At 75.2% G+C, this 13,900-nt stretch carries 14 protein-coding genes; 11 read left to right on the top strand and 3 right to left on the bottom strand.

All coding sequences use genetic code 11. The features are described 5' to 3' along the window. The 8 genes from FHU28_RS11270 to FHU28_RS11235 all read left to right on the top strand — a co-directional run bounded on the left by FHU28_RS11270 (position 1) and on the right by FHU28_RS11235 (position 8,963). Positions 1-1,149: an exonuclease SbcCD subunit D gene (locus FHU28_RS11270; RefSeq protein ID WP_184683501.1), complete on the top strand. Its 1,149-nt coding sequence runs from the start codon at positions 1-3 to the stop codon at positions 1,147-1,149. Continuing rightward, a complete protein-coding gene (locus FHU28_RS11265; protein WP_184683498.1) occupies positions 1,149-3,623 on the top strand; it encodes an AAA family ATPase in 2,475 nt (824 codons plus the stop codon). Before FHU28_RS11270 ends, FHU28_RS11265 begins: the two co-directional genes overlap by 1 nt. Before the next feature lie 25 nt (positions 3,624-3,648). After that, positions 3,649-4,620 (top strand): hypothetical protein, encoded by a 972-nt coding sequence (locus FHU28_RS11260; RefSeq protein ID WP_184683495.1) that lies wholly within the window; start codon positions 3,649-3,651, stop codon positions 4,618-4,620. Then, positions 4,620-5,477, top strand: a complete 858-nt coding sequence (locus FHU28_RS11255; RefSeq protein ID WP_184683493.1) for a spermidine synthase — start codon at positions 4,620-4,622, stop codon at positions 5,475-5,477. Before FHU28_RS11260 ends, FHU28_RS11255 begins: the two co-directional genes overlap by 1 nt. An 82-nt stretch (positions 5,478-5,559) precedes the next feature. After that, entirely contained in the window at positions 5,560-6,258 is a 699-nt protein-coding gene (locus FHU28_RS11250; protein WP_184683490.1) for a sigma-70 family RNA polymerase sigma factor, read from the top strand. Beyond that, positions 6,255-7,037, top strand: a complete 783-nt coding sequence (locus FHU28_RS11245; RefSeq protein ID WP_184683485.1) for an anti-sigma factor family protein — start codon at positions 6,255-6,257, stop codon at positions 7,035-7,037. Before FHU28_RS11250 ends, FHU28_RS11245 begins: the two co-directional genes overlap by 4 nt. A gap of 205 nt (positions 7,038-7,242) precedes the next feature. After that, a complete protein-coding gene (locus FHU28_RS11240) occupies positions 7,243-7,902 on the top strand; it encodes a COG4315 family predicted lipoprotein (RefSeq protein WP_184683483.1) in 660 nt (219 codons plus the stop codon). Positions 7,903-8,048: 146 nt separating this feature from the next. Further along, a complete protein-coding gene (locus FHU28_RS11235) occupies positions 8,049-8,963 on the top strand; it encodes a DNA-3-methyladenine glycosylase family protein (RefSeq protein ID WP_184683481.1) in 915 nt (304 codons plus the stop codon). A 5-nt stretch (positions 8,964-8,968) separates the two neighbouring features. Here FHU28_RS11235 and FHU28_RS11230 read toward each other — a convergent pair whose 3' ends face one another. Beyond that, entirely contained in the window at positions 8,969-9,490 is a 522-nt protein-coding gene (locus tag FHU28_RS11230) for a DUF1990 domain-containing protein (protein WP_116511259.1), read from the bottom strand. Positions 9,491-9,541: 51 nt separating this feature from the next. On the opposite strand from FHU28_RS11230, the gene FHU28_RS11225 reads away from it, so the two are divergent. Continuing rightward, positions 9,542-10,030, top strand: coding sequence for a GNAT family N-acetyltransferase (locus FHU28_RS11225; protein WP_184683479.1), 489 nt, complete (start codon positions 9,542-9,544; stop codon positions 10,028-10,030). On the opposite strand, the gene FHU28_RS11220 is transcribed toward FHU28_RS11225, so the two are convergent. After that, positions 10,005-10,427: an SRPBCC family protein gene (locus tag FHU28_RS11220; RefSeq protein WP_184683477.1), complete on the bottom strand. Its 423-nt coding sequence runs from the start codon at positions 10,425-10,427 to the stop codon at positions 10,005-10,007. The two genes, FHU28_RS11225 and FHU28_RS11220, sit on opposite strands and share 26 nt — an antisense overlap. Positions 10,428-10,772: 345 nt before the next feature. Further along, a complete protein-coding gene (locus tag FHU28_RS11215) occupies positions 10,773-10,985 on the bottom strand; it encodes a hypothetical protein (protein WP_184683475.1) in 213 nt (70 codons plus the stop codon). A gap of 136 nt (positions 10,986-11,121) precedes the next feature. On the opposite strand from FHU28_RS11215, the gene FHU28_RS11210 reads away from it, so the two are divergent. Continuing rightward, positions 11,122-12,234 (top strand): ATP-dependent DNA ligase, encoded by a 1,113-nt coding sequence (locus FHU28_RS11210; protein WP_184683473.1) that lies wholly within the window; start codon positions 11,122-11,124, stop codon positions 12,232-12,234. A gap of 34 nt (positions 12,235-12,268) precedes the next feature. Next, on the top strand, positions 12,269-13,858 hold the full coding sequence (locus FHU28_RS11205; RefSeq protein WP_311773566.1) for an alpha/beta hydrolase: 1,590 nt from the start codon (positions 12,269-12,271) through the stop codon (positions 13,856-13,858). The last annotated feature ends 42 nt before the right edge of the window (positions 13,859-13,900 follow it).

Genomic DNA, 13,900 nt, shown 5'->3' with positions numbered 1-13,900 from the left:
ATGAAGATCCTGCACACCTCCGACTGGCACGTCGGCAAGGTCCTCAAGGGGCAGTCCCGGGCCGAGGAGCACAAGCAGGTCCTCGCCCAGGTGATCGAGATCGCCCAGCGCGAACGCCCCGACCTGGTCGTCGTCGCCGGTGACCTGTACGACACCGCCGCGCCCACCCCGGAGGCCACGCGGCTGGTCACCCGGGCGCTCACCGCGCTGCGGCGGACCGGGGCCGACGTGGTGGCGATCGGCGGCAACCACGACAACGGCGCGGCGCTGGACGCGCTGCGCCCGTGGGCCGAGGCCGCCGGGATCACGCTGCGCGGCAGCGTCCGGGAGAACCCCGACGAGCACGTCATCGACGGGGTCACCGCCGGCGGGGAGCGCTGGCGGCTCGCCGCGCTGCCGTTCCTGTCCCAGCGGTACGCGGTGCGCGCGGTGGAGATGTACACGCTCACCCCGGCCGAGGCCAACCAGACGTACGCCGACCACCTGGGCCGGGTACTGGACCGGCTCGCCGAGGGGTTCACCGAGCCGGACCGGGTGCACCTGGTCACCGCGCACCTCACGGTGGTCGGCGCGAGCACCGGCGGCGGTGAGCGGGACGCGCACACGGTGCTCGGGTACGCGGTCCCGGCCACTGTCTTCCCCGGCAACGCGCACTACGTGGCGCTGGGTCACCTGCACCGCTCGCAGCGGGTCATCGGCCCCTGCCCGATCCGCTACAGCGGCAGCCCGCTGGCTGTCGACTTCGGCGAGCAGGAGAACGTCTGCTCGGTGACGATCGTGGAGGTCACCGCGACCACCGCCGCCCGCGTCCGGGAGGTGCCGGTGCCGGGCGCGGTGCCGCTGCGCACGGTACGCGGCACGCTCGCGCAGCTCGCCGAGGTCGAGCCGCCGGAAGGGTGGCTGCGCGTCTACGTCCGGGAGCAGCCCCGGGCCGGGCTGCGCGAGGAGGTGCAGGAGATGCTGCCCCGGGCTCTGGAGATCCGGATCGACCCGGAGATGGTGCCCGCGCCGGGCAGCGGAACACGTACCGCCCAGCGGGCCGGGCGGTCGCCGGGCGAGTTGTTCGGCGACTACCTGGACAGCCGCGGGCACGCCGACGAGGGTGTCCGGGAGCTCTTCGACGAACTGCTGGAGGAGGTGGAGCACTGATGCGGCCGATGCGGCTGGACATGGCCGGGTTCACGGTGTTCCGCGACGAGACGACTGTCGACTTCACCGACGCCGACTTCTTCGCGCTGGTCGGGCCGACCGGCTCGGGCAAGTCGACGGTGCTCGACGCGATCTGCTTCGCCCTCTACGGCACGGTGCCGCGCTGGGGCGGCACGCGCGGGCTGGCGAACGCGCTGGCGCCGTCGACGACCGAGGCGCGGGTCCGGCTGGTCTTCGAGTCCGCCGGGGACCGCTACGTGGCGACCCGGGTGGTGCGCCGGGACGGGCGGGGCACCGTGAAGACGGCGAACGCCGGTCTCCAGCTCATGCCGCCGGGGTTCGACGTCACCAAGCTCGACACCGGGCTCAGCCCGGACGATCTGGGCGAGGTGGTGGCCGGCACCCCGGCCGAGATGGAGCAGGCGGTGCTCGACGCGGTCGGGTTGCCGTACGAGCAGTTCACCTCCTGCGTGGTTCTGCCGCAGGGGCAGTTCGCCGACTTCCTGCACGCGAAGCCGGCCACCCGGCAGCAGATCCTGGTGAACCTGCTCGGGCTGGGCGTCTACGAGTCGGTGCAGAAGAAGGCGGTCGAGCGGGCCGGGCAGGCCGAGGCGAAGCTGGAGACCGTCGACAAGATGCTCGGCGGGCTCGCCGACGTGGACGACGAGAGCCTGGCCGCCGCCCGGGAGCGCGTGGGCGCGATGCGGGAACTGGCCGCGGCGGTCGCTGCCGCCGTACCCGAGTGGGAGCAGGCCCGGGCGACGGCGGGTGAGCGGGCCGCGGCGCTGGCCGCCCTCGACGCCGAGCTGGGTGTGCTGGCCGGGGTCCGACCGCCGGACGGCACCGCCGAGCTGGCGCGGGCGGTGGCGCAGGCCCGGGTGGCCGCCGACGAGGCAGCGGGCGCGGTCGGGCTGGCCGAGGAGCGCGAGGAGAAGCTGCGCGGGGAGATGGCCGCCGCCGGTGACGAGAGCGCGCTGCGGCTGCACCTGAAGGCGTACGCGGACCGGGACCGGCTGACCGCGGAGGCGGCGACGGTCCGCGCGGCGGTGGACGCGGCGCGCACCGAGCACGACGCCGCGGTGGCGGCGCTGACGGCGGCGGGCGCGGACGCGCAGCGGGCCGAGGCGCAGCTGGAGGCGGCGTTCCGCGCGCACGAGGAGGCGAAGGCCGCCGACCAGGCGGTGGCGCTGCGGGCGCACCTGGTCGACGGCGCGCCCTGCCCGGTGTGCGAGCAGACGGTCACCGCCGTGCCGCCGGTGCCGAAGGGCTCGGCGGTGAGCCGGGCGATCGAGGCGGGCAAGTCGGCGCGGGCGGCGAGCGAGGCGGCCAGGCGGGTGGTGCAGGAACGCGACGCCGCCGCGCGCGAGCTGGACCGGGTGCTGCTGCGCGCCCGCACCCAGCACGATCAGCTCGGCGCGCGCCTGGCGGAGCTGGACGGGCAGCTCGCGGACGCGCCCGCGCCGGAGCGGCTGCGCGAGTCGCTGGCCGAGCACGCCCGGCTGCGCGCGGCCTTGGAGGAGGCGGCGGGCGCGGTGCGGGCCGGCCGGGAGGCGGCCCGGCGGGCACGGGGCGCGCTCGACACCGCGCAGGATCGGCTGCGCCGGGCCTGGCGTGACTTCGACGCGGTACGCGACGGGCTGGCCCGGTTCGGGCCGCCGGCCGCCGACCGGGACGACGTGGCAGCGGCGTGGGCGGCGCTGGCCGGCTGGGCGGACGAGCAGGCACGGGCGCGGCGCGCCGACCGGGACGGGCTGGCCGGCTCGGTGGACGCGGCGCAGCGGGCCGCGGCCGAGGTCGCCGGCCGGATCGCCGCGTTGTTCACCGCGGCCGGGCTGGACGCGCCGCAGGACGCGCCGCGCGACGCGGCGGTGGCGGTGGAGCGGGCCGAGGCGGAGCTGCGCCGCCTGGACGAACGCCGCGAGCAGGCCGCCGAGCTGCGGGAGCAGCGGGCCGGGCACGAGCACGAGGCGCGGGTGGCCCGCGCGCTCGCCTCGCACCTGCGGGCCAACAACTTCGAGCGCTGGCTGCTCACCGAGGCGCTGGACCTGCTGGTCGACGGCGCGTCGCGGATCCTGCGGGAGCTGTCCGGCGGGCAGTACGACCTGGTGCACGACAAGGGCGAGTTCTTCGTGGTCGACCACCACGACGCCGGGCTGCGGCGCGGGGTGCGCACGCTGTCCGGCGGGGAGACGTTCCAGGCGTCGCTGGCGCTGGCGCTGGCGCTGTCCGAGCAGCTCGCCGGCATGTCCACCACCGCCGCCAGCCTGGAGTCGATCGTCCTGGACGAGGGTTTCGGCACGCTGGACGCGGCGACGCTGGACACGGTCGCGGCCACGCTGGAGAACCTGGCCGCCCGCGGCGACCGGATGGTCGGCGTGGTCACCCACGTGCCGGCGCTGGCCGAGCGGATCCCGGTCCGGTTCGAGGTGCGCAAGGACGCGCGGACGGCCCGCGTGGAACGGACCGGCCTGTGACCGGCACGGTCCGGTGGAGCGCCGCGTGACCGGGCCGTCGCCGGCGTTCTTCGTCGACGCGTGGGATCCGGCGTACGGCGCGTCGTTCGAGGCGGCCGGTGGGGCCGGTCCGGCCGCGCCGAGCAGCGCCCAGGTGGACGCCGACGTCGAGCTGCCGGCCACCGACTGGCGGGCGATCGGTCTCCGCGCCGGGGTGCGGTCGCCGGACGTGGTGCTGCTGGTCGACGGGGTACGCCGGATCGACGCCAGCATCTGGACGGCCGAGGAGGACGGCGGGTCGTTCCCCGGCATCGCCGCCTCGTACGCGGCCGGGGTGGTCCGCTGCGACCTGGACCGGGGCGCCGCCGAGCTGGCCGGCGCCCGGGTCGGCCGGGGGTTGTTCACCGCGAGCCCGTCGGCGCAGGACGTGGTCGCCGGCACGGTCCGCTACCCGGTGCACCGGGTCAGCGGCACCGGCGAGCTGAGCAAGCTGCCCGCCGCGGTGCAGGCGCCGCTGACCGCGCTGGAGGTGGCCGTCTCGGACGCGGTACGCACCGACGGCGACCTGCTGGTGGTGGACGGCCCGCTGCGCAGCCGGCGGAACCTGCCGCGCACGCTCGGGTACATCAAGACGCAGCACAGCCAGTACCTCGACGCGCGGCTGACAGCTGTGGTGACCGGGCTGGCGCCGGGTGAGCGCTGCCCGGTGTTCCGGCTGGGCACGGCGTGGGGCGGCTGGTCGTGGTACCTGCGGCTGCCGGTGCGCGCCGGCGCGCCGTGGGCCGGGATCGTACGGGTGGAGTGCTCGGCCGACCTGACCGTGCCGGAGGCGGTCGCGCTGGCCGACCTGTCGCTGGTGACGCTGCCCCGGTTCGCCTCCACCCCGTACAAGGATCCGCGTGCCCCGCAGAACCTGGTGCCGATCGCCGGGCTGGAACGCCGGCTGCGCGGCATGCTCGGCGACGCGCGGCTGCTGCACCGGGTGCTCACCGCGGCGGCGCGCGGGATGCGGCGCTGATGGGCCGGCGACGCGACTCCGACCGGGTGGTGGCCGACGTCGACACCGGGCGGGCCGAGCTGGTGCCGGACGTCGACCGCCCGGGCTCGTGGACGCTGCTGCTGGACGGCGCGCCGCAGTCGCATGTGGATCTGACCGACCCGGCTCACCTGGAGTTCGAGTACGTCCGGCGGCTCGCCGCCGCGCTGGACCTGGTGGCGCCGGCCGGGGCGCCGCTGCGGGTGCTGCACCTGGGCGGCGGCGCGCTCACCCTGCCCCGGTACGTGCAGGCCACCCGCCCGGGTTCGACGCAGCGGGTGTCCGAGGTGGACGGCGCGCTGGTGGAGCTGGTCCGCCGCGAGCTGCCCTGGCCGTCCGATCCGCGCCTGCGGGTACGGGTGGCCGACGCGCGGGCCACGCTGACGTCGAGCCGCGACGGCGCGTACGACGTGATCGTGGCGGACGTGTTCGCCGGCGCCCGTACCCCGGCGCATCTGACCTCGGTGGAGTACGCCGCCGAGGTGGCCCGGGTGCTGGCGCCCGGCGGCAGCTACCTGGCGAACGTGGCCGACGGCCCGCCGCTGCGGCACGCGAAGGCGCAGGTCGCGACCGTGCGTACCGTGCTGCCCCGGGCGTGCCTGGTCGGCGACGCGGCGGTGCTGCGCGGCCGCCGGTACGGCAACCTGGTGCTGGTGGCGTCCCGGGTGGAGCCGCCGGTGCCGGAGCTGACCCGGCGGGCGGCCGGCGACTGGTTCCCCGGCCGTGTGCTCGCCGGCGCGGAGCTGGACCGGTTCACCGGCGGCGCGGCGGCGGTCCACGACGCGGACGCCGTCGACTCCACTCCCCCGCCGCCGGGAATTTTTTCCGTTAAACGTTGATCCGATCGGCTGGTGGCTGCGTATCCCCGGGCGGCCATGCCCGTGGGGGGCCGGCTGATGTCATCGGACAGCGGAGGTCTGCATGCATGCGGTGGCGGCCGGCTGGCACGGCGAAGTGGCGCGGCCCGAGTGGATGTTCGCCCGGGCACAACCACACTCGCGCGCCTCGCGTTCACGCCGGGGGGTCGACGCCCGGCCCGCCGATCGCCAGAATGACCCGGTGCCGCCGCGACCCGCTCCCGGACGCCACCAGGCGACCTCCGCCGAGGCGAGCCACTCCGACCAGCTGATCCGCCTGCTGTACGCCGAGCACGCCGGCCCGCTGCTGATGTTCGTGATGCGGCTGACCGGCGGGGACCGGCAGCGCGCCGAGGACATCGTCCAGGAGACGCTGCTGCGGGCCTGGCGCAACGCGCACCGGCTCGGCGTGCAGGGCCAGGGCTCGCTGCGCCCGTGGCTGGTCACCGTGGCCCGGCGGATCGCCATCGACGAGCACCGCAGCGAGCAGGCCCGCCCGCCCGAGACGTACGACCGGGATCTGACCATGTTCGCCGAGTCGGACAGCACCGACCGGGTGCTGCGCACGATGACCGTCGCGGACGCGCTGCGTACGCTGAGCCAGTCGCACCGGGAGATCCTGGTGGCGACGTACTTCCGGGGGCGCACCGTACCGGAGGCGGCCGAGGAGCTGGGGCTTCCGCTCGGCACCGCCAAGTCGCGGGTCTACTACGCGCTGCGCGCGCTGCGTACTGCTCTGCAGGAGAGGGGGGTGACCGAATGAGCCGGGCCGACCACATGGACGTCGCCGCGTACGCGCTCGGCGTGCTGGACGCGCAGGACGCGGAGCGGTTCGAGGAGCACCTGGCCACCTGCTGGGCCTGCGCGGCGGAACTGGAGACGATGGTCCCGGTGGTGGGGCTGCTCTCCGGCATCGACGGCGAGGCGATGGCCGCGCTGGAGCAGACGCACACCGATCCGGCGCTGCTGGACCGGACGCTGGTGGCGGTGCGGCGGGACCGCCGTCGTACCCGGGTGCGGCAGCTGCTGGCGACAGCGGCGGCAGTGGTGGTGTTCGGCGGCCTGAGCGGGGTCGCCGCCGGGATGCTCGGCGGCGAGCCGGCGCCGACGCCGCAGGCCGGGCCGACGCAGACCGCGCCGACCGCGGCGCCGAGCGGCGAGCCGGGCAACCCGAACGATCCGGGCGTCGGCGGGGAGAAGCCGATCGAGGGCGACCAGCACAACGCCACCGACGCGGGCACCGGCGTGCAGACCACCATGTGGCTGGCGCGCAAGGAGTACGGCACGCAGGTCTCCGTGCAGCTGAGCCGCCTGCCCGGGCCGCGTGTCTGCCGGCTGGTGGTGGTGCGCAAGAACGCCACCAGCGAGGTCATCTCCACCTGGTCGGTGCCGGCCGGCGGGTACGGCACGAACCAGAACCAGCTTCCGCTGGAGCTGACCGCGTCCACCTCTGCCCCGGTGCGCGACATCGACAAGCTTCAGGTGCAGTCGGTCGACGCGAACGGGGTGGCGAGTCCGCTGGTGACGGTGGACGACATCTGATCCGGTACGACGACGGCGCCGGGCGGCTGGACCGCCCGGCGCCGTCGTGTCGTGTCCGGGCCGGCAGACCCCCTCGTGCTGACGCACGCGCCAGGACGGCTAACGGTTCAATCAGTCCACTGTGAAATGTGCCACCGTTTCGACTTCAACCTTGACAGTGCTGCGCCCGTACTACTCGGCGAACTGCCAAGAACGAGGAGGGCACGTGGCACACCACAAGCGGACGATCGTCATCGTCGCGAGCGCGATGGTCGCACTTACGGCCTGCGCCCCCGCAGGCTACAACGGGGCGAACTCGAGCGCGGCCGAGCCGGTCGCCGTCGCCGCGGCCGAACCCACCGCGGCGGCCGAGCCGGAGGCGTCGGCGGCTCCCGAGGAGAAGCCGGTCGCGGACAAGGCGCCCCCGGCCAACGTGAAGATCACCGACGAGCTGGTCGGCAAGAAGCTGCCCCGGATGGGCCGCGTCGTCACCGACCAGGACGGCTGGGTGCTGTACCGGTTCGACAAGGACTCCGACGACCCGCCGCAGTCCAACTGCGTGGACAAGTGCGCCGAGGTCTGGCCGCCGTCGCTCACCGACGGCAACCCGAAGCTGCGTGGCGTCTCCGACGACAAGGTCGGCACCATCACCCGCCAGGACGGCACGCGGCAGCTCACCATCGGCGGCTGGCCGGTCTACCGCTACATCGGCGACAAGAAGCCGGGCCAGTGGAAGGGCCAGGGCGTCGGCGGCACCTGGTTCGTGGTCGACCCCAACGGCAAGAAGAACCTGACCTGCCTGCCGACCGGCACGCCCAAGGCGGTCGCGCCGCCCGCGGCGGGCAGCTCGAACAGCTCCGGCGGCGGGTCGGACTACTCGTACTGACGTACCAGGTCACGGTGACCGGTCGCCGCCGGGAGGGCGCGGCCGGTCACCGTCGTAAACCCGGGAGGCGGAGCGCACCGGCATCGCCCCGCCTCCCGGCACGGCGTGTCCGCCGTCACGGCCGGGCCGCGTGGCAGAGTGACCGGATGACCTCGCCCGCCGCACGCCGCACGCTGCGCCCCCCGGCCGGCTACCGGCTGGCCGCGTCGGTGCGGGCGCTCACGTTCAGCCCGTACGACCCGTGCGCGCGGATCGCCGCCGGCACGTTCTGGTGGGCCACCCGCACCCCGGACGGCCCGGCCACGCTGGCGCTACGCCCGGAAACCGGCGAGCTGACGGCCGAGGGGTACGGCCCGGGCGCCGACTGGGTGGTCGAGCGGGCCGACCGGATCGCCGGGCTGCGCGACGACCTGACCGGGTTCGCCGCGCTGGCCGCCGCGCACCCGCTGGTGGCCCGGCTGGCGCACACCCACCACGGGCTGCGGATGCCCGCCACCGGGCAGGTCTTCCCCCGGCTGCTGCGGGCCGTCTTCGAGCAGAAGGTCACCGGCAAGGAGGCGTACCGGGCGTACGCCGCGACGGTGCGGCACTTCCGGGAGCCCGCCCCCGGCCCGCTGCAACCGCTGCTGCTGCCGCCGGAGCCGGCCGCGGTGGCGGCCACGCCGTACTGGGTGTTCCACCCGTTCGGGGTGGAGCAGCGACGCGCCGACACGCTGCGGCGGGCGGCGGCCGTCGCGGACCGGCTGGAACGCTGCGCCGACTCGGCGGAGGCCACCCGGCGGCTCACCGCGATCCCCGGGATCGGGCCGTGGACCGCCGCCGAGGTGGTGCGGATCGCGTACGGCGACCCGGACGCGGTCAGCGTCGGCGACTACCACGTGCCGAACACCGTGGCCTGGGCGCTGGCCGGTGAGCCGCGCGGCGACGACGCCCGGATGCTGGCGCTGCTGGAGCCGTTCCGGGGGCACCGGGGCCGGGTGTGCGTGCTGCTGGAGGCGGCAGGTGTGCAGGCGCCGAAGTACGGCCCGCGCGCCCCGATCCGCTCCTTCGCCCGGTACTGACCGCCTCAGCGCCGCCGGCACAGCCGCCGCAGCGTCCGCCCCAGCCACCAGGCGTACGCCCGCTGGAAGCCGAGCACGACCGGCCCGCCCGCCCGCACATACCAGTGGGCGGGGCGGCTGAACGCGGTCACCTCGAACCAGACGCCGTCGGCGCCCCGGGTCACCAGGAAAGCCTCCTCACCGACCTCCGGATGCCCGGGCAGCGTGCCGTAGCCGAAGCCGGCCCGATCCGGCTCGTCCACCGTCCAGACCACCTCGGTCGGACCCCACAGCCGCACCGGGCCGACACCGAGGCCCGGCGTGACCCGTACCCCGGGCGCCGCGCGCGGCGCGTCCGCGCGCATCACCACACCGGCGGCGCGGTGCAACCGCCAGCCCAGCAGCGCGTCCGCCGCGACCGGGAAGCCGCCGTCCGGCAGCCGGACCCGGTGGCGCAGGTGGTGGTAGCCGGCCGGCAGGCCGCCGTCGCGGGTCGCGCCCACCTCGGGGTACGTCAGCTCGGGCACGGCGGCCACCTCCTCGCTCACGGGGAACACCCGCCAGGGTACGGCCGCCCCGGCCTGTGGTGAGCTGAGCCCGTGACCGACGTGACCATCGTGCCCGCCGACGTCGCCGACGCCGGTGAGATCCTCACCGTGCAGCGCGCCGCGTACCTGGTGGAGGCGCAGCGCTACCGGGACGTGTTCCTGCCCCCGCTGACCGAGACGCTGGACGAGGTCCGGGCGGCGCTGGCCGGACCGGACGTGGTGCTCGCCGCGCGCAGCGGCCCCCGCCTGGTCGGCTCGGTACGCGCCCGCGTCGACGGCGACACCGCCCACGTGGGTCGCCTCTCGGTCGCCCCGGACCAGCAGGGCCGGGGCGTCGGCGGGCGGCTGCTGGCCGCCGTCGAGCACGCCTGCGCGCACCGGGTGACCCGGTTCGCGCTGTTCACCGGCGCGGACAGCGCGGCGAACCTGGCCCTGTACGCGCGACGCGGCTACCGGGTGGTGGCGCACCGGCCGGACGAGAACGGCAACCGCCTCGCGGTGCTGGAGAAGACGCTCAGTCCCGCTCGCAGCGGCGCCTGAGCCCGTCCGCCTCCTGCCGCAGGTAGCGCCGCATTGTCGAGCCGGCGAGCAACCCGAGCAGGCCGGCCAGCGGACCGGTCTGCACCAGGGCCAGCTCGGCCCGGGTCCGCCCGTCGCCGAGCGCGACGAGGCGGTGCTCACCCCGGCTGCGCACGCCCGGGCTCGCCGACTCCCAGACGAACGAGTACGGCGGCTCGATCTCGGTGACCCGCCACACCGCCGGACGCAGGCGCGGCTGCTCCAGCCGCGCGGTCGAACCGAGCGCCAGCGGACCGGGTTCCAGCCGTCGGGCGGCGGTGACCGAGGGTGTCCACTCCGGCCAGCGCTCCACGTCGGTCTGCACCGCCCAGACCCGGTCGACGTCGGCGGCGATCTCGACGGACTCCACGAACCGCATCAGCGTTCCTCCCCCGTGGACGGTCCGCTCAGGCTACGCCCGCACCCCGTCTCGCCGCCGCCCCGCGCGCCCGCCCTTCGCCCCTCACACCCTCGCCCGCCCGCGCTCTCGCCCTCGCCCCGCTCCGCCAGGCCCCGCCTCCGCCCACGCCCTCCGCTTCGTCGATCTTGGAGTTGCGGCGCCCAGGATGCCCCTTTGGCGAACTTCGCGAGGTGCCACAACTCCAAGATCGGCGGTTCGCGGGGCTGCGGAGATGCCTGAGCCGGGTGTTCCGCCGCCCGGCCGCAGCCGACCCGGTCCACTGGCGCGGGGGTCAGGCGGCGCGAGAGTCAGGCGGCGCGAGGGTCAGGCGGCCTCGTGGAGGTCGGCCAGGGTGACCGGGGCGTACCGCTTCAGCAGCCGCTCCAGCTCGGCCACCGAGCCGACCTCGCCGACGACGTTCGAGCCGCCGCCGTGCTCGGGCGGGTAGCTGTGCGCCAGCCGGTACCGGTAGCGGCCACGAATCAGCTCGACGCTGACCCGCCAGCGCCCGCAGCATCCGCAGCTCCACTCCGGCACGCCGCGACGGTAGCTCTGACCTGCGGTTTCACCATCCGGGCGACGGTGACGAACACGTCCGGGCCGGGACACGCCGCCCGGCTCCCGCCGGTGATCTGCCTCACCACTGTCGGTGGCGTCTGGTTGACTGGTCGCCGTGGACCTGCCGATCAACCCTCCGGTCGAGCCGATGCTGGCCAAGAGCGTGGCCGAGCTGCCCACCGATCCCGGTCTGACCTACGAGCCGAAGTGGGACGGCTTCCGCTGCATCGTGTTCCGCGACGGTGACGAGGTCGAGCTGGCCAGCCGGGGCGGCAAGTCGATGACGCGCTACTTCCCCGAGGTGGTGGAGCAGGCACGCCGGCAGCTCCCGCCCCGGTGCGCTGTCGACGGCGAGCTGATCGTGATCCGCCGGGACGGGCCGGGCCGGCAGCCGCGGCTCGACTTCGAGCTGCTGGCCCAGCGGATCCATCCGGCCGCCTCCCGGGTGAAGCTGCTGGCCGAGACCACCCCGGCCGACTTCGTCGCGTTCGATCTGCTGGCGATCGACGACGAGCTGCTCACGGAGCAGCCCTATCCCCGGCGCCGCGAGCGGCTGGAGCAGGCGCTGTCCGGGGTACGCCCGCCGGTGCACGTGACGCAGGTGACCACCGACCCGGAGACGGCCCGCCGCTGGTTCGAGGTGTTCGAGGGCGCCGGCCTGGACGGGCTGATCGTCAAGCCGGCCGACCTGCCGTACGAGCCGGGCAAGCGGCTCATGTTCAAGGTCAAGCACGCGCGCACGATGGACGCGGTGGTGGCCGGCTTCCGCTGGCACAAGTCCGGTCCGGTGGTGGGCTCGCTGCTGCTCGGGCTCTACGACGACGACGGCGTGCTGCACCACATCGGCGTCAGCTCCTCGTTCACCATGGCCCGCCGCAAGGAGCTGCTCGACGAGCTGGAGCCCTACCGCGAGGTCGGCGGCGAGCACCCGTGGGTGCACGGCGACCACGAGCGGGGCCAGCGCATCCCGGGCGGGGTGAGCCGGTGGACCGGCGGCAAGAACCTGGAGTGGGAGCCGCTGCGCCCGGAGCTGGTGGTCGAGGTGGCGTACGACGCGATGGAGGGCGACCGGCTGCGGCACACCGCCCGGTTCCTGCGCTGGCGGCCCGACCGTGATCCCCGCTCGTGCGGCTACGGCCAGCTCGACCGCCCGATCCGCTACGACGTCGACGAGGTGCTGCGCGGCGATCCGGCGGCGACGGTCGGTGACACCCGCGGCCGGGCGTAGCCTGACGGTCGACACGATCATGGAAGGCGCCCACGTGACCCGCTTCCCCGACCGGACCCGCCGGTTCCGGCCCGCCCTGGCCGCGTTCGTCGCGGCGGTGGTGCTCACCGCCGGCTGCACGCTGCCGGCGTTCGCCCCGCGCGCCGAGAGCGAGGGCGAGGCTGCCCCGCCGGGCACCGCACCGGAGTGGCGGGCCTGCCCGGAGGTGCCGAACGAGCTGGTCGGCCGGGGCGCTGCGGACATGCGCTACGACTGCGCCCGCATCGCCGTGCCGCGCAACTGGGGCACCGGCGCCACCACCGGCGCGACCGCCGGGCCGGGCACCGGCGAGACGTTCGAGATCGCGCTGATCCGGGCCCGCTCGACCAAGCAGCGCGACCGGATCGGCTCGCTGGTGGTCAACCCCGGCGGTCCCGGGGCCTCCGGCGTCGACACCGCCGTCTACCTGTCCTTCGGCCCGGCGTTCGGCGGCCTGCCGACGGCGATCACCGACCGGTTCGACATCGTCGGCTTCGACCCGCGCGGTGTGGCCCGGTCCAGCCCGGTCAAGTGCATCTCCGACGCCGACCTGGACGCCAGCTTCGGTTACGACCCCGACCCGGAGAGCCAGTCGTCGTTCGACGGCTTCGTCGGCCTCAACCGGCGCATCGGCGAGCGGTGCGGCGCGAAGTACGGCGACCAGCTCCCGCTCTACGGCACCGAGCAGGCCGCCCGGGACATGGACGCGGTCCGCGCTGCGGTCGGCGACGACAAGCTGACGTACCTCGGCTACTCCTACGGCACGCTGCTCGGCGCCACCTACGCCCAGCTCTATCCGCAGCGCGTGCGCGCGCTGGTGCTCGACGGCGCGGTCGACCCGCAGCAGAAGCTGATCGCCGGGTCGGAGAGCCAGGCGAAGGGCTTCGAGCGGGCGTTCGACAACTTCACCAGGTGGTGCGCGGCGAACGCCGGCCGCTGCCCGATCGCCCCGGACGCCCGGGGTGCGGTCACCGACGCGATCGCCAAGGCGAAGACCTCCCCGGTACGCGGGAAGGGCGGCCGGGAAGCCACCGCCGGCTGGGTCTTCTACGCGGTGATCTCCTCGCTCTACACCGAGCAGGGCTGGCAGGAGCTGGCCCGGGCGATCGACGAGCTGCAGGGCGGCGACCCGGACGCCGTGTTCAAGCTGGCCGACTCGTACGCGGGCCGTGAGCCCGACGGGCACTACTCCAACCTGTTCGACGCCAACCTGGCGGTCAACTGCGCGGACGAGACCGAGAAGCCGACCCGCGAGCAGGTCCGCTCGTTGCAGTCGCAGTGGCGGCAGAAGTACCCGCTGTTCGGTCCCGCCCTGGCGGTGGGGATGCTGGGTTGCGTGGAGTGGCCCGGCGAGCGGGACCCCTATCCGACCGGCCGGGCGAACGGCGCGCCGCCGATCCTGGTGGTCGGCACCACAGGTGACCCGGCGACACCGTACGAGCAGACGCCCGCCCTGGCTTCGATGCTGGGCGTGGGGCGGGTGCTCACCTGGGAGGGCGAGGGGCACACCGCCTACCCGCAGACGTCGTGCGTGACGTCTGCGGTCGACGCGTACCTGATCTCGCTCACCGTCCCCCGGGAAGGGCTGCGCTGCCCCGCCCGGTGACGGTCCGGCCTGCAGCCGGGAGCCGGACGCCGGCCGGTCGAG

The organism is Micromonospora echinospora (assembly GCF_014203425.1).
GTDB lineage: Bacteria > Actinomycetota > Actinomycetes > Mycobacteriales > Micromonosporaceae > Micromonospora > Micromonospora echinospora_A.
The sequence above is the reverse complement of the archived record's forward strand: the minus strand, read 5'-3'. Positions and strand labels throughout refer to the sequence as shown.